This is a genomic window from Bradyrhizobium sp. (assembly GCF_004799405.1).
Classification (GTDB): Bacteria; Pseudomonadota; Alphaproteobacteria; order Rhizobiales; family Xanthobacteraceae; genus Bradyrhizobium.
Map to the genome: position 1 here is coordinate 1 of NZ_SSMW01000100.1, position 19,023 is coordinate 19,023.

At 63.8% G+C, this 19,023-nt stretch carries 20 protein-coding genes; 10 read left to right on the top strand and 10 right to left on the bottom strand.

Annotation, left to right across the window (positions count from 1 at the left end):
* The 5 genes from sdhA to E7813_RS15920 all read left to right on the top strand — a co-directional run.
* Positions 1 to 1,586: succinate dehydrogenase flavoprotein subunit (gene sdhA, locus E7813_RS15900; RefSeq protein ID WP_291575440.1), on the top strand; the 1,586-nt coding region annotated here is incomplete at its 5' end.
* A gap of 155 nt (positions 1,587 to 1,741) precedes the next feature.
* Positions 1,742 to 2,524, top strand: coding sequence for a succinate dehydrogenase iron-sulfur subunit (locus E7813_RS15905; RefSeq protein ID WP_291575442.1), 783 nt, complete (start codon positions 1,742 to 1,744; stop codon positions 2,522 to 2,524).
* 74 nt (positions 2,525 to 2,598) lie between these two features.
* The gene (locus E7813_RS15910; RefSeq protein WP_291575444.1) at positions 2,599 to 3,423 is read left to right on the top strand and encodes an FkbM family methyltransferase; all 825 of its coding nucleotides are present in this window, start codon (positions 2,599 to 2,601) and stop codon (positions 3,421 to 3,423) included.
* A gap of 69 nt (positions 3,424 to 3,492) precedes the next feature.
* The gene (locus E7813_RS15915) at positions 3,493 to 3,732 is read left to right on the top strand and encodes a hypothetical protein (RefSeq protein WP_291575445.1); all 240 of its coding nucleotides are present in this window, start codon (positions 3,493 to 3,495) and stop codon (positions 3,730 to 3,732) included.
* 214 nt (positions 3,733 to 3,946) lie between these two features.
* Positions 3,947 to 5,527 (top strand): OmpA family protein, encoded by a 1,581-nt coding sequence (locus tag E7813_RS15920; RefSeq protein WP_291575447.1) that lies wholly within the window; start codon positions 3,947 to 3,949, stop codon positions 5,525 to 5,527.
* A gap of 112 nt (positions 5,528 to 5,639) precedes the next feature.
* Here the strand turns inward: E7813_RS15920 and argG are convergent, their stop codons facing one another.
* From argG to E7813_RS15950, 6 genes are all read right to left on the bottom strand, one after another.
* Positions 5,640 to 6,977, bottom strand: a complete 1,338-nt coding sequence (gene argG, locus E7813_RS15925) for an argininosuccinate synthase (protein ID WP_291575449.1) — start codon at positions 6,975 to 6,977, stop codon at positions 5,640 to 5,642.
* Positions 6,978 to 7,080: 103 nt separating this feature from the next.
* Complete coding sequence (locus tag E7813_RS15930) at positions 7,081 to 7,857, bottom strand: phosphatase PAP2 family protein (protein WP_291575451.1); 777 nt, start codon at positions 7,855 to 7,857, stop codon at positions 7,081 to 7,083.
* 75 nt (positions 7,858 to 7,932) lie between these two features.
* A complete protein-coding gene (locus E7813_RS15935) occupies positions 7,933 to 8,445 on the bottom strand; it encodes a hypothetical protein (protein ID WP_291575452.1) in 513 nt (170 codons plus the stop codon).
* A gap of 26 nt (positions 8,446 to 8,471) precedes the next feature.
* Positions 8,472 to 9,698, bottom strand: a complete 1,227-nt coding sequence (gene rlmN, locus E7813_RS15940; RefSeq protein ID WP_291575453.1) for a 23S rRNA (adenine(2503)-C(2))-methyltransferase RlmN — start codon at positions 9,696 to 9,698, stop codon at positions 8,472 to 8,474.
* Positions 9,699 to 9,770: 72 nt separating this feature from the next.
* On the bottom strand, positions 9,771 to 10,376 hold the full coding sequence (locus E7813_RS15945; RefSeq protein WP_291575454.1) for an invasion associated locus B family protein: 606 nt from the start codon (positions 10,374 to 10,376) through the stop codon (positions 9,771 to 9,773).
* Between the two features lie 159 nt (positions 10,377 to 10,535).
* Positions 10,536 to 11,375 carry an SDR family oxidoreductase gene (locus E7813_RS15950; RefSeq protein WP_291575455.1) on the bottom strand — a complete coding sequence of 280 codons (840 nt, stop codon included), beginning with the start codon at positions 11,373 to 11,375 and terminating at the stop codon, positions 10,536 to 10,538.
* Positions 11,376 to 11,489: 114 nt separating this feature from the next.
* Here E7813_RS15950 and E7813_RS15955 point away from each other — a divergent pair, with 114 nt between their 5' ends.
* The 3 genes from E7813_RS15955 to E7813_RS15965 all read left to right on the top strand — a co-directional run bounded on the left by E7813_RS15955 (position 11,490) and on the right by E7813_RS15965 (position 14,939).
* Complete coding sequence (locus tag E7813_RS15955; RefSeq protein ID WP_291575456.1) at positions 11,490 to 12,464, top strand: NADPH:quinone oxidoreductase family protein; 975 nt, start codon at positions 11,490 to 11,492, stop codon at positions 12,462 to 12,464.
* Positions 12,465 to 12,882: 418 nt separating this feature from the next.
* A complete protein-coding gene (locus E7813_RS15960) occupies positions 12,883 to 13,746 on the top strand; it encodes a hypothetical protein (RefSeq protein ID WP_291575458.1) in 864 nt (287 codons plus the stop codon).
* A gap of 17 nt (positions 13,747 to 13,763) precedes the next feature.
* The gene (locus E7813_RS15965) at positions 13,764 to 14,939 is read left to right on the top strand and encodes a TAXI family TRAP transporter solute-binding subunit (protein WP_291575461.1); all 1,176 of its coding nucleotides are present in this window, start codon (positions 13,764 to 13,766) and stop codon (positions 14,937 to 14,939) included.
* A gap of 79 nt (positions 14,940 to 15,018) precedes the next feature.
* Here E7813_RS15965 and E7813_RS15970 read toward each other — a convergent pair whose 3' ends face one another.
* Together E7813_RS15970 and E7813_RS15975 are read right to left on the bottom strand one after the other, a co-directional pair.
* A complete protein-coding gene (locus E7813_RS15970) occupies positions 15,019 to 15,399 on the bottom strand; it encodes a YkvA family protein (RefSeq protein ID WP_291575463.1) in 381 nt (126 codons plus the stop codon).
* 102 nt (positions 15,400 to 15,501) lie between these two features.
* On the bottom strand, positions 15,502 to 15,807 hold the full coding sequence (locus tag E7813_RS15975) for a 4a-hydroxytetrahydrobiopterin dehydratase (RefSeq protein ID WP_291575465.1): 306 nt from the start codon (positions 15,805 to 15,807) through the stop codon (positions 15,502 to 15,504).
* 271 nt (positions 15,808 to 16,078) lie between these two features.
* Between E7813_RS15975 and E7813_RS15980 the strand changes: the two genes are divergently transcribed.
* A complete protein-coding gene (locus E7813_RS15980) occupies positions 16,079 to 17,428 on the top strand; it encodes a TAXI family TRAP transporter solute-binding subunit (RefSeq protein ID WP_291575470.1) in 1,350 nt (449 codons plus the stop codon).
* Positions 17,429 to 17,439: 11 nt separating this feature from the next.
* Here the strand turns inward: E7813_RS15980 and E7813_RS15985 are convergent, their stop codons facing one another.
* Positions 17,440 to 17,826 carry a response regulator gene (locus tag E7813_RS15985; RefSeq protein WP_291575466.1) on the bottom strand — a complete coding sequence of 129 codons (387 nt, stop codon included), beginning with the start codon at positions 17,824 to 17,826 and terminating at the stop codon, positions 17,440 to 17,442.
* 199 nt (positions 17,827 to 18,025) lie between these two features.
* On the opposite strand from E7813_RS15985, the gene E7813_RS15990 reads away from it, so the two are divergent.
* Positions 18,026 to 18,784 carry a helix-turn-helix domain-containing protein gene (locus E7813_RS15990; protein ID WP_291575468.1) on the top strand — a complete coding sequence of 253 codons (759 nt, stop codon included), beginning with the start codon at positions 18,026 to 18,028 and terminating at the stop codon, positions 18,782 to 18,784.
* Here the strand turns inward: E7813_RS15990 and E7813_RS15995 are convergent.
* On the bottom strand, positions 18,781 to 19,023 hold a 243-nt coding region (locus tag E7813_RS15995), incomplete at its 5' end, for a hypothetical protein (RefSeq protein WP_291575469.1). The two genes, E7813_RS15990 and E7813_RS15995, sit on opposite strands and share 4 nt — an antisense overlap.

Sequence of the window (19,023 nt, forward strand, 5' to 3'; positions counted from 1 at the left end):
GGCGCTGGCACATGTACGACACCGTCAAGGGGTCGGACTGGCTCGGCGATCAGGATTCCATCGAGTACATGGTGCGCCATGCCCCCGCGGCGGTCTACGAACTGGAACACTGGGGCGTGCCGTTCTCGCGCACCGAGAACGGACGGATCTATCAGCGGCCGTTCGGCGGCATGACGCTGGACTACGGCAAGGGCCAGGCGCAGCGCACCTGCGCCGCCGCCGATCGCACCGGCCACGCCATGCTGCACACCATGTACGGCCAGGCCCTGCGCCACTCGGCGGAGTTCTATATCGAGTTCTTCGCCATCGACCTGATCATGGACGACCAGGGTACCTGCCGTGGCGTGATCGCGCTGAAGCTTGACGACGGCACGCTGCATCGCTTCCGCGCCCAAACCACGATCCTGGCCACCGGAGGCTATGGGCGCATCTATCATTCCTGCACCGGCGCCCACACTCAGACCGGTGATGGCAGCGCCATGGCGCTACGCGCCGGCCTGCCGTTGCAGGACATGGAATTCGTCCAGTTCCACCCCACCGGCATCTATGGCGCCGGCTGCCTCGTCACCGAGGGCGCGCGCGGCGAAGGCGGCTATCTCGTCAATTCGGAAGGCGAGCGGTTCATGGAGCGCTATGCGCCGTCGGCGAAAGACCTCGCCTCGCGCGACGTGGTGTCGCGCGCGATGACCATCGAGATCCGCGAAGGCCGCGGCGTCGGCAAGAAGAAAGACCACATCTACCTGCACCTCGACCATCTCGATCCCAAGGTGCTGCACGAACGGCTGCCGGGCATCTCGGAATCGGTGCGGATTTTCGCCGGCGTCGACGTGACGCGCGAGCCGATCCCGATCGTGCCGACCGCGCATTACAACATGGGCGGCATTCCAACCAATTATCACGGCGAAGTGCTGACCAAGAAGAACGGCGACGACAATTTCGTGGTGCCGGGCCTGATGGCGATCGGCGAAGCCGCCTGCGTTTCGGTGCATGGCGCCAACCGCCTCGGCTCCAACTCGCTGATCGACCTTGTGGTGTTCGGCCGCGCCGCGGCGTTGCGCTGCGCCGAAAAGCTGACGCCGAACGGCACGCAGCCGGAACTGCCGGCGGATTCGGCCGACAAGTCGCTCGGCCGGCTCGATCACTATCGTTACGCCGCCGGCGGCACCCCGACCGCGAAGCTGCGCGACAGCATGCAGCACGTAATGCAGAACAATTGCGCGGTGTTCCGCACCGGCGAGGTGCTGAACGAAGGGCACAATTTGATTCACAAGGTGCACGGCGGCATTGGCGACATCTCGGTCAGCGACCGCTCGCTGACCTGGAATTCCGATCTGGTCGAGACGCTGGAGTTCGACAATCTGATTGTGCAGGCGGTGGTGACGATGGATTCGGCCGCCAACCGCACCGAGAGCCGCGGCGCCCATGCCCGCGAGGACTTCCCCGACCGCGACGACAAGAACTGGATGAAGCACACGCTGGCCTGGATCGGCGACAGCGGCGACACCACGATCGATTACCGCCCGGTGCACGACTACACGATGACCAACGACGTACAGTACATCCCGCCAAAGGCGCGGGTGTATTGAGCGGCAATCACCACAGCCCGTCATTCCGGGACGCGAACCAAACGAGCGAGCCCGGAATCCATAACCACGACGGGGAGTATGGATTCCGGGCCTGCGCCGGGTGGCGCATCTCCGATGCGCAATTGCGCATCGGAGAATGACGAAAGGCAAGACAGATGGTTGAATTCGCACTGCCGAAAAATTCAAGGATCAGCGGCGGCAAGACCTGGCCGAAGCCGGCGGGTGCCACCGAGACGCGCGAATTCAGTATCTATCGCTGGAACCCGGACGACGGCAAGAATCCCAGTACCGACACCTATTACATCGACATCCACGATTGCGGCCCGATGGTTCTCGACGGCCTGATCTGGATCAAGAACAAGATCGATCCGACGCTGACCTTCCGCCGCTCCTGCCGCGAAGGCGTCTGCGGCTCCTGCGCCATGAACATCGACGGCCAGAACACGCTGGCCTGCACCAAGTCGATGCACGACGTCAAGGACGGCGCGGTGAAGGTCAATCCATTGCCGCATCAGCCTGTCGTGAAAGACCTGGTGCCCGACCTGACCAACTTCTACGCGCAATACGCCTCGATCGAACCGTGGCTGAAGACCACAACGCCGACGCCGCAAAAGGAATGGCGGCAGAGCCACGAGGACCGCGAAAAGCTCGACGGGCTTTATGAGTGTATTCTGTGCGCCTGCTGCTCGACCTCGTGCCCGAGCTACTGGTGGAACAGCGACCGTTATCTCGGCCCGGCCGCATTGCTGCAGGCCAACCGATGGGTCAAGGACAGCCGCGATGAAGCCACCGGCGAACGGCTCGACAATCTCGAAGACCCGTTCCGGCTCTATCGCTGCCACACCATCATGAACTGCGCCAAGGCCTGCCCGAAGGGCCTTAATCCCGCCGAGGCGATCGCCGAACTCAAGCTGAAGATGGTCGAGCGGCAGATCTGAGTTCGCAGATCTGAGTTCAATGGGCCGTCGCGGCCGGGCGAAACGCGAGCAGGGACGACGGGAGGGACGCCTGCTTGACTCCTGACAACGACCCTTCGCCGCCGCCGTTCGGGACGTTCGCGCCAACCGGCGCGCAGCGCGCCATCCTGGCGCTGGCGCGACGCTCGCGGTTGAGGCGCGGCGCGTTCCGCCCGATGCTGTCGCGGCTGGTCAACCTGTTGCGGGCGGGGCCGCTCGACGTCCAGTATCAGGACACGCCGTTTCGTTTCTATCATCAGAACAGCGCCACCGAGCGCGGCGCCACGTTCAATCCCGATTACGACCGCGAGGAAATGGATTTTTTGCGCGCGCACCTGCCGGCCGGCGGCGTGTTCGTCGATGTCGGCGCCAATGTCGGCATCTACGCCGTGGTGATGGCGCGGCATGTCGGCGAACGCGGCACGGTGATCGCGGTCGAGCCGCATCCGGTGACGCTGGCGCGGCTTACCTTCAACGCCGCGGCCAGTCTCGCGCAAGTGACGCTGGTGGCGGCGGCGTCCGGCGCTGCCGACGGCGAGTTGCTGTTCGAGACCGACAGCATCAATCTCGGCGCCAGCCACGTCGTGCCGGACCAATCCGGCGGCAACGCCATCAAGGTGCGGGCGTTGCGGCTGCAACGCATTCTCGGCGAGGCCGGCGTGTCCCGTGTCGATGCCTTGAAGATCGATGTCGAAGGCTATGAGGACCGCGTCATGACCTGCTTCTTCAGGGAAGCGCCGCCGTCGCTATGGCCGGGCGCGGTGGTGATCGAGCATCTGTCGCGCAACGAATGGCTGGAAGACTGCATCGCCGACATGCGCGCGCGCGGCTACGCCGAGGCCGGCAAGACCCGCAGCAACACGCTGTTGGTGCGCACCTAGCGCGGTTGCGGCGGAACCTTGCCGCCACGGGACCGTTGATGCTCCAGAATAATTTCCGGAGCGGACAGAATGCCGATCGATCCGCAGGAAGATCCGCCGATCCAGCCGGGGCGGCCATCGGAGCCGCCGCAAGAGAGTCCTCCGGGCAATCCGCGGCCTGAAGTACCTACGCCGATGCGCGAGCCAGGCGAGCCCGCACCGCCGGAGGAATTGCCGGGCGAGATGCCCGACGAACTGCCGGTGCGGGGCCCGCCGGGACCCGATATGCCCGGTCCCACCGCTGCGGCGATGCCGCAGGGGACAATGTGAAACTACGGTTTGAAACCATCGCCTGAATGCGCAATGAACAAGGGCACATGGGAACTCCTTGTTTTCAGAAATAAAAACACGGCCGTCTTTGAGGCCTGCCACAATCCGGCCTAACGCTTATTTGTTGATCGCCTGAACCAGCCGTTTGTCCAGCCAGTTGGTCCGACCAGGACGCGCGTCATTGCCAATTGTTTTTCCGGGGATCCAGATCATCATGACCAAACTTCGTCTCGTGCTGCTTGCCACGACAGCCCTCGCCACGATGCAATTCGCCGGTTCGCCATCGCATGCCCAGACCGCCCCGATGGTGATGGCGCAGGCCGCCGGCGAAACCCACGATGGAAAATCCAAGCAGCAGCAGCCACCGCCAAAAGGAGCCCCGCCACCGCACGCCGCACCTCCACCCCCGCCGCCGCCACCCCCGACGCCGCACGCCCCGCCTCCCGGGATAGCGCCCGCGCCGCATCCGACTCCGGTTGCACCGCAGCCGCCGCATGGTGTCGTCGCGCCCATGCAGCATCCCGCACCGCCCGCTCCTCCGGCGCCACCGCCGCCTGCGGCGCCCAAGCCGCCGGCTACCCCCGGCATTGCACCGGGCGTGCAGCCTTTGCAGAAAAGCGCGCCGACGACGGGTCCGCATCCCGTTGAAGGTACGGGGCTGCAACCGCAGCGGACGGGACCGCCCGCGAATAATCCGGTCCCGAGCATCGCTCCCGGACCCGGTGGCGGACAGACCACGCTGCCGCCCGGAACCGGGCCGCTGGCGCATCGCCCGCCGCCGCCAGCCGTCACCGCGCCGCTTCCAACACTGCCACCGCGCACGCAAGCCCTGACGCCGATCGCTCCGGGCGCGGTGATCCAGGGACCGCGCCGCATGGATGATTTCCGTAGCGCGCGACGGGAAACCCAGGAGGGCGGCCGCACGGTCTTTACCGAGCCCGGCCGGCTCATCGTTGTCGATCCCAGCGGTCATTCGTTCATCCGCCACGACGAGGAAGATCGCTTCCGCTACGGCGCGCGCGATATCCAGACCCGGCAAGTCGGCAACGACATGCAAACCATCGTGGTCCGTCCCGACGGCTCGCAGATCATCACGGTCACCGGCCGCGACGGCCGGTTGCTGCGCCGGATTCGCCGGGATCAGCAGGGCCGCGAGATCATCATCATCGACAACAGTTATATCGATCCCAACGCGGTCGGCGGTTTCTATGTCGACCTGCCGCCGCCGGTGATCCGCATTCCCTACGACCGCTACATCGTCGACGCCGATGGCGCGCCGCCGGAACTGTTGTACGACACCATGGAGGCACCCCCGGTGGAACGGATCGAGCGGCGCTATTCGCTCGACGAGATTCGCTACAGCCCGTCGTTGCGCATGTTGATGCCGAGCATCGATCTCAACACCATCAACTTCGAAACCGGATCGTGGGAGATTCCGCCCGATCAGGCGGCGAAGCTGCAGGGGATCGCCGACGGACTCAACCGGGCGATCGCGCGCAACCCGCGCGAGGTGTTCCTGATCGAGGGTCACACCGATGCGGTGGGGTCGGATGTCGACAATCTGTCGCTGTCGGACCGCCGCGCGGAATCCGCGGCCGAGCTGCTGACCCAGCAATTCGGCGTGCCCGCGGAAAACCTGACCTCGCAAGGCTACGGCAAGCAATACCTGAAGGAGCAGACCGACGGGCCGAGCCGGATCAACCGCCGCGTCACCATCCGCCGCATCACGCCATTGCTCGACGGCGGCACCGCCTCGCTGCCGCCGCCGCCGCCGGGCACCGCCCCGCCGCGCTAAAGCCAAGCATTCCGCGAAATAAAATGGCCGGGAGAAATCCCGGCCATTTTTTTAGCTAGCGTCGTTTCAAGACGTCGTCCCGGCGAACGCCGGAACAACGTTGAGAGGTTTGTCAGCTTTTGTCGCTATCGAGCTTCGGGATGTGTGAGCCCGGCTCGGCCGACAGCAAGCCCGTCCTGGCGTAGAGATCGAGCTTGGCGCGGCTATCGGCGATATCGAGGTTGCGCATGGTGAGCTGGCCGATGCGATCGCCTGGCGTGAACGCCGCATCCTCGACCTTCTCCATGCTCAGCCGCTCCGGCTGGTAGGTCAAATTGGGACTCGCGGTGTTCAGGATCGAGTAGTCATTGCCGCGGCGCAGCTCGAGCGTCACCTCGCCGGTGACGGCGCGCGCCACCCATCGCTGCGCGGTCTCGCGCAGCATCAGGGCCTGGGAATCGAACCACCGCCCCTGGTAGAGCAATCGGCCGAGCCGCATGCCGCTGATCCGGTATTGCTCGATGGTGTCTTCGTTGTGGATGCCGGTGACCAGGCGTTCGTAGGCGATATGCATCAGCGCCATCCCCGGCGCTTCGTAGATGCCGCGGCTCTTGGCCTCGATGATCCGGTTCTCGATCTGGTCGCTCATGCCAAGGCCGTGCCGGCCGCCGATGGCGTTGGCCTCAAGGAACAGCGCGACGGGGTCGGCGAAGGTCCGGCCGTTCAGCGCGGCGGGCCGGCCCTCCACGAACCGCACGGTGACCGTTTCGGCCTTGACGACACAGTCGTCGCGCCAGAACGGCACGCCCATGATGGGCCGCACGATCTTGATGCCGCTATCGAGGTGCTCGAGATCCTTGGCCTCATGGGTGGCACCGAGGATATTGCTGTCGGTCGAATAGGCCTTTTCCGCGCTCATCTTGTAGGCGAATCCGTTGGCGCTCATGAACGCCGACATTTCCGCCCGGCCGCCCAGCTCGTCGATGAACTGCTGATCGAGCCAGGGCTTGTAGATCCGCAAGGCCGGATTGGTCAGCAGTCCGTAGCGGTAGAACCGCTCGATATCGTTGCCCTTGTAGGTGGAGCCGTCGCCCCAGATGTTGACGCCATCCTCCTTCATTGCCGATACCAGCATGGTGCCGGTCACGGCACGGCCGAGCGGTGTGGTGTTGAAATACGCAATGCCGCCGGTTGAGACATGGAAGGCGCCCGCCTGGATGGCGGCAATGCCTTCGTGGACCAGCTGCGTGCGGCAATCCACCAGCCGGGCTTTCTCGGCGCCGAATTCCAGCGCTTTGCGCGGAATCTCGTCGTAGTCGGCCTCGTCGGGCTGGCCGAGGTTCGCGGTATAGGCAAAGACGCGGGCGCCTTTTTGCTTCATCCACAACAGCGCCGCACTGGTGTCGAGGCCGCCCGAGAAAGCGATACCGACGCTTTCTCCTTTGGGCAGGCTGTTCAGGATCGTACTCATAAAACTTCCAATCGGCTGATCTGGTTTGCGGCTTGAGTGCGCGAATATCAAATTTCGCGGCGACGAGCACGCGTTTAATGGCGCTCGATGTGGCGAATGTTGCCTACACCGGCGGATTTGGCGCGACATCGCGGCCGCGCCAGCGTTGCCGCAAGCGGTAAAAGGGCCACGCCAGCCGCGTCAACGCGGCGTCGATGCTCTCATCCGACGGGCGGGTCGATGGCCAGCGGTAGATCCAGCCGTAGGTCAGCCAGATCATCAGAAACGTCGCCAATCCGGCCGCCGCGATGTCGGTAAAGAAATGCCCTCCGAATGCCATCCGCAGGCCGCCGGTAAACACGCCGAACAGGGTGGCCGCGGCATAGGCCAGCGGCCGCCACGCCGGCGGCGTCAGCGCCGCGGGCGCATAGGTCCAGAATGCGGTAGCGCCTTCGCCGGAGAAGAACGAGCAGTTGCGCGGGCACGCTCCGCGCGGATCCCACCACGGCATGAACTGCTTGTCGCCGTTGAACTCGGTGACCGTCACCGGGCGCGGCCGGCCCCAAAAGCTCTTGAACCCGAGATTGGTGAGGACGCCGGCCGAAAGAAGCATGGTTACCAGCAGAAAGGCCATCGCGCGGCCGGACATCCGCAGCGGCCGGTCCGGCCGCCACAGCTTGATCACAAACGCGATGATCGCCGGCAGCGCCAGGCCCCAGGCAATCCACATCATGGCCCTGCGCACGAGCTCGGCCGACGCGCTGGATTTCAGCGGAAAGGACTTGATCGCGGCATCGTAGAACAGCGCGGAGAGCTTGAGGTCGAGCCCGGGATAAATCCCGAACAGCAACCCAGTGACCAGCGTCAGCCCCAGCGCGATGAAAAGTCCGGTCCGGTTCATGGCGCGGGGTTTAGCCGAGGACGTCGGGGATGAAAAGGCTTGACGAAGCGCGCTTTCGCTACCCGCAGCACGTTCTCATCCTGTTGATGGCGGCGGCGATTGCGGCGGCGGCGAATGCGACGGCAGCGGCGGCAAGGACGGCAACGGCCGCGGCGGCTCGCGCCAGGCGCCGGCGTTGCGGCCCGCGATCATCCAGTAGATGAAGCCGGCAACGATGCCGGCGCCGGTCATGATTTCGAGATGACGCCGGACGATGCCGTCGAAGCAAAGCGTGTCGGGGTCGAACGGGATGAGGCCGAGATAACACGCCAGACCGACCAGGCCGCCGCCGATCGCGTAGGTCAGCACACTCCTGATATAAAACGCTTCGGTGACCAGGACCACGATCAGCGCCGGCAGCAGCGCAAAGCCGCTGATGAAGATGAAGCCGAAACCGAGCACGATGTTCAGCGCGCCCGGATCGATCGGGCCGCTGCCGAGATCGCTGAATTCCGGAAACAGCACCGCGCCGACCACGATCATCCCGGCCACCATGCATGCGACTAGGAATGCGAAGAAGACGACGAAGAGGCGGCCGATCAGCGCCATCCGGTTGTTCTCTGGCTAGTCACGGGTTAGTCCGTCATCGCCATTGCGCGCAGCGCCTGCCGCTCGCGCACCGACAATTTTTCGGTTTCGGACTTGAGCTGGCCGCAGGCGGCAAGGATATCGCGGCCGCGCGGCGTGCGCACCGGCGAGGAGTAGCCGGCGTTGAAAATATATTCCGAGAACTTTTCGATCTGGTCCCAGTCCGAACATTCGTAGCGCGTGCCGGGCCACGGATTGAACGGAATGAGATTGATCTTGGCCGGAATCCCCTTCAGCATCCGGACCAGCAGTTTGGCGTCATCGAGCGAATCGTTGACGCCTTTGAGCATCACATATTCGAAGGTGATGCGCCGGGCGTTGGACGAGCCCGGATAGTCGCGGCAGGCCTGCAGCAATTCGGCGATCGGATATTTCCGATTCAGCGGCACCAACTCGTTGCGCAACTCGTCGCGCACCGCGTGCAGCGAGATCGCCAGCATCACGCCGATCTCCTCACCGGTGCGGATGATGTTTGGCACCACGCCGGAGGTCGACAGCGTGATGCGGCGGCGGGAAATGCCGATGCCTTCATTGTCGGCGACGATCAAGAGCGCATCGCGCACCGCCTCGAAATTGTAGAGCGGCTCGCCCATGCCCATCATCACCACATTGGTGACGAGACGGCTGCCGGTCGGGGTGACGCGGTCGGCCCAGTCATTGAGGCGGTCGCGCGCCACCATGACCTGGCCGACGATTTCACCTGCGGTGAGATTGCGCACCAGCCGTTGCGTGCCGGTATGGCAGAACGAGCAACTCAGCGTGCAGCCCACTTGCGAGGAAACGCACAGCGTGCCGCGATCGGTTTCCGGAATATAGACGCATTCGACTTCATGCGCCTTTTCGATTGCATCGCCGCTCGGCAATCGCAGCAGCCACTTGCGGGTGCCGTCGCTGGAAACCTGTTCGGCGACCACTTCGGGACGCGCCACCGTGAAGTTTGCCGAAAGATCGTCGCGCATCGCTTTCGAGATACTGGTCATCTCGTCGAAGCTTTTTGCGCCGCGGACATAGATCCAGTGCCAGAGCTGCTGCACGCGCATCTTGCGCTGTGCCGGCGCGACGCCGATGGCGCCGAGCCGCTCGGCGATTTCCGCGCGCGACAGCCCGACCAGCGACGGCTTTGCCGGCGGCACGTAGGTTTCGAGCGCGATTTTCTCCAGGGGTGCCAGCGCCCCGGAATCCGCTCCGGTTGAAGAGGTGATGGTGTCAGTCATGGAGCATCAGATAGGCTTTCCATCGCCCGCTGGAAAGGCGCTAAATCAGTCAGTATTGACAGTGGAAGCGGTCTAGCGCCTGCAATCCTGCGCCAGCCGGTCGAGTGCCTGGGAAAGCCCCTTGGTCGAGAACGTATCGGTGGTCTCGGTGCCCTTGGCGGAGACGCCCTTGACCACGACGTCGGCGGCCTTGCGCATGGCGTCGACCATCCGTTCTTCCTCGGCGGCGTTCTTGATCCAGAGGCCGTCGCCCTGGGTGTACATCGCGTAGGAAGCGCCGCCGACTTCCAGCGTCGATTCCGATCCCGGCTTCAACGTGTAGCCGATCATGACCGAAACTTCGTTGGTGACTTTTTCGGCCGGGCGCGTCGAGACAAAGGCATAGGCCGGGTCGCGCGGGCGATTCGGCGGATTGGTTTTCGACGACGAGGGTTTCGCGAGCGCGAAACACACTTTCTTGCCGTTCGGCGTCGCGGTGTAAGCGCCCCAGGTGCCGAACTGGCCGATCAGCGTCGGCTCGGCGCCACCGGCCACCGCGGCAGCGGGCCTGGCTTCCGGTTTTGCCACCGCCGGTTTGGCTGCGGCCTTCGGCGGTGCGCTCTGCGCCTGCGCCGGGACGGCGACCCCGCACATCAGCACACCAGCCGCCAGAGCTGTCAGCATTCGCCGCACGGACATCAGGTCTCGTCCCTTATTATTGTGACTGGAAGATGGCCCGGCATTTCCGTCACGGCGCCGATGGATAGCCGGGAAAAGTTTGTTTGGGAAGGCAGTCAGCGGTCATCGAACGGGACGTTCGCCGCTCGCCGCGGCATGCTTGCGGCGCGGCTTGGCGCTTCACGTTTTAGGCCGCGCCGTCCGCTGCTTCTCCCACTGCGCATCGCTCCATTGCAACAGGTCCTCGGCGCCGGAACCACGCAGATGCGCCCCGCCGTCCTGCACCACCATCTCGCCGTTGATGTAACCGGCCCGATCCGAAATCAGGAAGCTTGCAAGATCGGCCAATTCGCTGTGTTCGCCGGTGCGGCCGAGCGGATTTCTGGTTGCCCAGCCCTGGTCGCGGCCTTCGGGCCGAAGCTGGCCCGATGCGCCGGCGGTCGGAAACGCGCCGGGTGCAATCGCGACGGTGCGGACGCCCTTCGGTCCCCATTCCACCGCAAGGCTTTTGGTCATTGCGAGAATCGCGGACTTGGCCATCGCCGAAGGCACCGTGAAGGCGCGGCCGGTAATGGTCGAGGTGGAGAGGATGCTCAGCACCACGCCGTTGTGTCCGCCTTCGATCCAGCGCTTGCCGGCCGCCAGCGTGCAGTACATCGTGCCGTGCAGCGTCGGGGCCAGGATCGCGTCCGCGGCGCGGAACGACAAATGCTCGGTCTGCGCGATGAAGGTGGCGGCGGCATTGTTGACCAGCACGTCGAGCGGCGCCTCGCGCCAGACCGCGTCCATCATGGCGTCGACGGCCCCGCCGTCGCGTATGTCGCATCTGATGGCGCTGACCTTGCCGCCGAGATCGCTGCGCATCTTGCCGGCGGTCGCCTCCAGCAATTCAAGCCGGCGGCCGCAGATGATCAGTTCGGCACCCAACTCGACGAAGCGGCGTCCCATCGCCGCCCCGAGTCCGGAGCCGCCGCCGGTGACCAAGATGCGCTTCCCCCCAAGCATGCCTTTTTCGAACATCGGTTTGTTCCTTGTCTGCAAAGCACAACAGGTCCGAATCAGATTGTAGCCCGGCTACAAATCCGGCATGAAGCCTGCCAGCGTCCTTTGTGCGTCCCAAAGCCAGGTGTGTCCATGAAAGCTGTCCTCTGCTCGCAATATTGCGGCCCCGACGACCTCGTGCTGGCCGATCTGCCCGATCCCGTGGCGGAGGCCGGCCAGGCCGTGATCGCGATCAAATCCGCGGCGCTGAATTTCTTCGACCTGTTGATGATCCAGGGCAAATACCAGATCAAGCCGCCATTTCCGTTTTCGCCGGCGGCCGAAGTCGCGGGCGTCATCGAAAGCGTGGGCGTCGGCGTGACCGGCCTCAAGGTCGGCGATCGCGTGGTGGCCTCGTGCGGCCACAATGGCGCGCGCGAAAAGATCGCGCTGCCGGCCAGCTCCATCGTCAAAATTCCCGACAATCTGGATTTCGACCGCGCCGCCGGAATCATCATCATCTACGGCACCGCACTGCATGCGCTGGAAGACCGCGCCAGCCTCAAGCCCGGCGAGACCATGGCGGTGCTTGGCGCCGCCGGCGGCACCGGCCTTGCGGCATGCGAACTCGGCAAACTGATGGGCCTGAAGGTGATCGCTTGCGCGTCCTCGGAGGAGAAGATCGAATTTGCCAAGGCACACGGCGCCGAACTCGGGCTGAACTACGCCAAGGAAGACCTGAAGGAAGGCTTGCGGCGGCTGACCGGCGGCAAGGGCGCCGACATCATTTTCGATCCGGTCGGCGGCGCTTACGCGGAAGCCTCATTGCGCTCGATCGCGTGGGAAGGCCGCTTCCTGGTGATCGGGTTCGCCGCCGGCGAGATTCCGAAAATGCCGCTCAATCTCGCGCTCCTGAAAGGCTGCGACATCCGAGGCGTGTTCTGGGGCCACTGGGCGCGGCTCAACCCGGAGAAGAACCGCGCCAATCTCGAGAAGCTGGTGAAGTGGACCGCGGAAGGCAAAATCTCTTCCCACGTCGATCGCACCTTCCCGCTGGCGCAGACCGCCGACGCGCTGAAAGTGCTGGCGGGGCGCAAGGCGATGGGCAAGGTGATCCTGCATCCGTGATTTGCAGGTAAGCCTTCTCGCGTCATGAAGGCCGTCGCCGCCCGGCATAGCCGTCGAAGCACGGCGTCGCTTCCGCTCGCCCATGATCCGGCGGTCCGGCATTCCGCAACGTCAGCGGCAGAACCGCAATGCCGCGGCGCGCCGGTCCTTTGTGTTCGCGAAATGGCATTGCACGCGTTGCCGCACGCGCGAATAACCGGCCAAACAGCGAACATTTTACAGCAATTTTATCTGTGAACGACCGTTCTGCGCCCCAATCAAACCTAAATATCTCCCAATTCGCGCCCGCCGCAGTCGTTTTTTGGGCCGATTCAAACCGCGAGTTAAGAGCTTCAGTAGCGGGGCGCTTCTGGGCAACAAGAAAACTGAATTCCGCAAGACGCCCCATAGTTGCGTAACAGTAACTGGGAGCATCGCCATGGTGGAGCAGGCAACACGCTATCGATCATACGATCCTGACATCGAGCCGTATCGTGAAAGGGATAACGATCATCAAGGACCGTCCTACAGGTTCGGATCGGCGCGCGCGGGTTCCGACTGGGAAAGTCACGTCCCGCTGTTTCTTTCCGACGCCGACGGCGAACCGGATCCAAGCGAATACATGCCCCCCTTGCTGAAGACCCGGAAGTCTTCGATTTCGTCCCGAATCCTCGCCGGTGCTTTGGCGGCCGCGGCCGTGGCAATCCTGCTGGCGTGGTTTTCTTCAGACGCCACCCGCGACATCATCGTCAGCGCCAAGGCTTCAATCGCGGGCGTCATTCCGGCTTCCCCGGCGGCGGCGCAACCGGACCCCTCACGGCTGACGGCAAGCGACGTACAGTTGAAGGATCCGACCCGGCTTTCAGCGCCGGCAAATCAGACGCCTGGCGCTCAGAGCACCATGACGGTCGCGATGGCGCCGACGCGCGCGGAGATCGTGACAGCTTATCAGAGCGCGCTGCAGGGCCGCATTCCAGCCACGGCGGCGCCCGTCGCGCCCGTCGCCACCCCGCCGACAAGAAAACTCGATCCCGACGAACTCGCGACGCTGCTGAACCGGGCCAAAGGCCTGCTTACGGAAGGTGACATTCCACCTGCCCGGCTGCTGCTCGAACGGGCAGCGGATGCGCAAGAGGCCAGCGCGGCGCTGCTGCTGGCGCAGACCTACGATCCCGATGTGCTGGGCACGCAAGACGCCCGCAACATCATTCCCGATCCTGCGGCGGCGCGCGCCTGGTACCAGAGGGCCGCCCAGCTCGGCTCAGCCGACGCGCAACGCCGCCTCAGCCAACTGCAAAACTGACTTCTAGCGGGGACAACATGCGACGTTTAATAGGATTGGCACTCGTTGCCACAATGATGGCTTGCGGCTTCGCGGCACGGGCCGAAGAAGGCGAATATGATCCGGCCAAGGTCAGCGAAAGCCTCAAGGCCATCTTTCAATTCGGCTCGGCGGCTACCAAGCAGGCCCTGAACGCCAACACGGTGACGCTGATATCCGGCACCATCGGCGGCACCTATGTTCAATTCGGCGCCGACCTTGCTTCCGTGCTCGACGACGGAAACAAGCTGCGGGTGCTTCCCATCGTCGGGCGCGGCTCGGTGCAGAGCGTCGCCGACATCCTGTTCCTGCAGGGCGTCGATCTCGGCATCGTGCGATCCGACACGCTCGACTACCTCGAGAGGAAAGGCTTCGCCAAGGACATCAAGAAGCAGTTCACCTACGTGACCAAGCTTTACAATGAGGAGATGCACGTCATCGCGCCGAGGTCGATCCACAACCTCAAAGAGCTCGAAGGCAAGACCGTCAGCGTCGATCTTCCCAATGGCGGCACTTTCATCACCGCGCTGACCGTGTTCGAGCGGCTCGGCATCAAGCCGAAGGTGGTCTACATCGAGCAGCGGATCGCGCTGGAAAAACTGCGCAACGGCGACATCGATGCCGTGATCGTTGTCGGCGGCAAGCCGTACAAGGCCGTAAGCGGTTTCAAGGACGACCGCTTTCACCTCGTGACGGTCGATTACGACAAGCCGCTGCAAGGCGACTACCTGCCGGCAACCCTGAGCGCAAAGGACTATCCGAACCTGATCGCGGACCAGGAAAAGGTCGACACCATTGCGGTGCCGGCGGTGCTGGCTGCCTATAACTGGGCGCCCAATTCCGACCGTTACCGAAAGCTCTCGCAGTTTGTGGATGCCTTTTTCACCAAGTTTCCGGCGTTCCAGAACCCGCCGTTCCATCCGAAATGGAAGGAAGTCTCATTGGCGGCGCCGCTCGCCGACTGGAACCGCTTTCCCGCTGCAAAGCAATGGCTCGACCAGCACGGAGTCCAGCCGATTGCGCGCGACAGGTTCCAGGCATTCCTGAAACAGAACCCGGCTTCGGCCGAACTCAAATCGGATGCCGACAAGGAAGCGCTGTTCCAGCAGTACCGGGCCTGGGAGGCCGAGCAGAATGCCAAAGCGCAGCTTCGCCCGGCATCGCAGCCGCGCTGATTCCCGGCGCACCTGACTAATCATCGCCCGGCTTGTGGCCGGGCGATCCAGCCTGCCGGAGCCGCCGTGATCGCGCGAACTACTCGCCCGGTTCGCCGTTGCTGACCCGCTTCAACGCGGCGCGAGCGGCGTCGCGATGGTCCGGGGTGATGTGGGTCGAGACCAGGCGGATTGCGGTCGCAAGTACCGCGGCATCGTCGGTGAAACCCAGCACCGGCAGCATGTCCGGAATAAAATCGAACGGCAGGATGAAATAGGCGATGGCGCCGAGCAGTGCCGCCTGCACGTGGCGCGGCGTCTGCTTGTCGAACGCGCAATAATACGCCGCAAGCAAGTCCTCGGCGAACGGAAGCTGTGCCACCACCCGCTTCAGCTTGATCCAGAAACGCCGGCGCACGCTTTCACGGTCTTGCGCCAGCCGGTCGGCCGGCTCAAAGCCCGCGGTATGTTCGGTTGCCATCGCGAGGCTCCCTCAAGCCGCGGACAGATCGCCGCGGCGGACATTTCACAATACGCGCTTCAATTGGGGACGTTGCGCCAGAATCGCAAGATTGCGCGAGGATCAGGTCACGCCAAGCTGGCCGGCGATCGCGTTCATGGCTTTGGCAAGTTCGATATCGAGCGAAGTGACGCCGCCGGCGTCATGGGTCGCCAGGACCACTTCCACCGTCTTGTAAACGTTGCGCCATTCCGGATGGTGGTCATGCTTTTCCGCCACCAGCGCGGCCCGGGACATGAACCCGAATGCCTCATTGAAATCCTTGAAAATAAAGGTCCGCGCAATCGCCTCGCGGCCCGCTGTTTCGGTCCATCCGGGCAACCCCTTCAGGGCCGATTTCCGTGCCTCCATCGATAGCCGCTCCGCCATGACCGCCTCCCGTTTCACACCGACCTTACCCTAACGCCGGACCTTACAGTCGGGATCCATGACCCGACAGACGGCAAAGCGGCCGAAGCGCCCAGTAACCATGACGCAGATGTAACCCTGAACTGGCAGGAAATTTGCTAGAATGTCGCTCTAACGGCGTTGCACGATGAAATTGAACCTCAAACGATTGTTTGCCAGGTCGATGACTGCGGACCCCGATACAGAGACAGCGCTGGTGCCGCCGACAGCCCGCTCCGCGAGGCGGAAGGTGATGTTCGTCGTGCTGGCGGGCCTCCTCGCCATCGTCGGCACAGGCGCGAGCGCGTATTACTTTGCGATGCGCCCGGTGACCTTGCGGATCGCGGTCGGTCCGGTGAACAGCGATGACGTCAAGGTGGTTCAGGCGCTGACGCAAGCCTTTGCCCACACCCACAGCCATATCCGCTTGCGGCCCATTCAAACCGAGGGCGCTGCCGCGAGCGCCCAGGCGCTTGCCGACGGCAAGGCCGATCTCGCCATCATCCGGGGCGATCTCGAAGTGCCGAAAGACGCGCAGGCGGTGGCGACGCTGCGCAAAAATGTCGCGGTGCTGTGGGTCCCATCACCGGCAAAAGGCAAGGGCAAGAAAACCGCTGCGAAGATCACGAAGATTCCGCAACTCGCCGGACGCCGCGTCGGCGTCGTCGGCCGCACCCAGGCCAATGTCAATCTGCTCAAGGTGATCCTGCAGCAATACGGGGTGGATTCAGGCAAGGTCGACATCGTTCAGTTTCCAGCCGGCGAATCAGTAGAGGCGATCCGCAAGCAGCGGGCGGATGCGTATTTCGCCGCCGGACCGGTCAACAGCAAGATAACCGCCGATGCGATCACGGCATCGACGCGCGACGGCGGCACGCCGACCTTCCTCGCGATCGATTCGGCCGAGGCAATCGCGCAAAATCACCCGGTGTACGAGGCGTCCGAGATTCCCGCCGGCGCCTTCGGCGGCTCGCCCGACCGACCCGAGGAAGAGGTCAAGACGATCAGCTTCTCGCACCACATCGTCGCGGCAAAGACGCTTTCCGATACGACCGTCGCCGCTTTTACCCGGCAGCTGTTCGCAATCCGGCAATCGGTGATGGCGGAATTCCCGCTGGCGGCGAAAATCGAGACCCCGGACACCGACAAGGACGCCGCGATCCCCGTGCATCCCGGTGCCGCGGCCTTTGTCGACGGCGAGGAGAAAACCTTCCTCGATCGCTACAGCGATTACATCTGGTGGGGGCTGATGGGCCTGTCCGCCATGGGCTCGGCCGGCGCATGGTTCGCGGGCTACCTGAAAAAGGACGAGCGCAGCAGCAACACCTCATTGCGCGAGCGCCTGCTGGACATGCTGGCGGCGGCGCGACGCTGCGATTCCATCGAAGAGCTCGACCGGATGCAGGCCGAGGCCGACGCCATCATGCGCAATACCCTGCGGTGCTTCGATCATGGCGCCATCGAGGAAGGGGCGTTGAGCGCCTTCAATATCGCGCTGGACCAGTTCCACGGCGCGGTGGCCGACCGCAAGGCGTTGCTCATCAGCATGCCGCAAAACCTGCAACGCGCCAGCGCGCAGTTCCGGGCCAGCGGCATTTTGTAGCTATCGGCGGATCAGCCGTCGGCGCGGTCCAAGCGGTGTTTCAACGCCGCTTGCAGCGCATCGAGCGAACAGGGTTTCGGCAGCCGCGGTTTGTGGGCGAATGCTGCCGGAAAACCGACATCGGCGCCGTAACCGGTGACGAAGGCAAAGGGAACCTGCAGGGCCTCCAGCCGCTCGGCGATCGCAAAGCTCTTTTCACGGACCAGCCCGACATCGAGCAGCGCAAAATCCGGCGCGCGGTCGGCGATCATGTCCAGCGCACGGGCGACGCTTGCCGCGGTCCGCACCGTTTTCACGCCAAAACCGAGGATGGTATCCTCGAGGCCGAGCGCGATGATCGGGTCATCCTCGACGATCAGCACGTCGCCCGGCATGCCGTCGTAAAGCGCGGGTTTCATGGTCGTACCGGGTGAGAGGCTTAAGATTTATTCGAGTACCTGGGAGCGCACCGGGCGCGGCCTGCCGGCGACGCCCCATCCAGGCGCATAGCCGGTTTCCATATTGGAACCCATCACACCCCAGTTCCGTTGTCTGTGCACTTGTGGACACATGAATCCGGCAAAGGCAGTTATTGTCGGCTGCGGACGGGGATACTGAATGCCAAGCGGAGACGCGCAAAGCAACGGCGAGCGGCCGTCGAATAATTTATTGCGGCGGCTCAACGCCAGCGACTTCGCTCTGATTGCGCCGCATCTTGCGCACGAAGAGGCCGCGCCCGACGACCTGCTCTACAATCCCGGCGACGATGTCGAAATCGTCCACTTCCCCTGCGGGCCCAGCCTTGCGTCCTATCTCGTTCCCAACGAAGACGGCCGCGACGTCGAAACCATCCTGGTCGGCCGCGAGGGCGCCGTCGGCGGCATTGTCAGCGAGGGATATCTGCCGGCCTATACCCGCATCACGGTCAAGTTCGGCGGCCCGTTCGTGCGCCTGCATGTCGTGAAACTGAATGCGGCCAAGGCAAAATCGGCCACGCTGCGCAACATTTTCGCGCGCTATGCCGATTGCATGATGGCACAGATGTTCCAGTCGACCGCCTGCAATGCGATCCATTCGATCGAACAGCGCACCGCCAAATGGATCGTCTCGGCAATGGAACGCGCCGATGGCGACAACGTCGTGCCGCTGACCCACGAGCAGTTGGCGACCCTGCTCGGAGTCGGCCGCAGCTACACCAGCCGCGTGATCCAGACCTTCAAGGCGGAGGGTGTTCTCGAAACCCGCCGCGGCTCGTTCCTGGTGCAAAACCCCGAGGCCCTGAAGATCCGGGCCTGCCTGTGCAACGAAGCCGTCAAAAACCACTTCGAGGAGGTGCTGCGCGGGGTCTATCCGACCGAAGAGCCCCCTGCCCGTTAAAAGCGAGGCGATCGGAAGCGAAAATCGGCTAACCAATCCACAAACAACGCATTGTTTTTCGGCAATTTCTGACTATATTGCGCTGCAACGAGTAAGGCGTGCCCGGTCTTTTGGCCGGGCTTCCTTTTTGAGGGCGATGCGCCCTTTCGTAATCCAGGTTTTTGAGCGTGATCCGGAAAAGTGGGTCCCGGTTTTCCGGCGAGATCGTGCTCCAGCCATTGTCCGGTCCAGAAAAAACG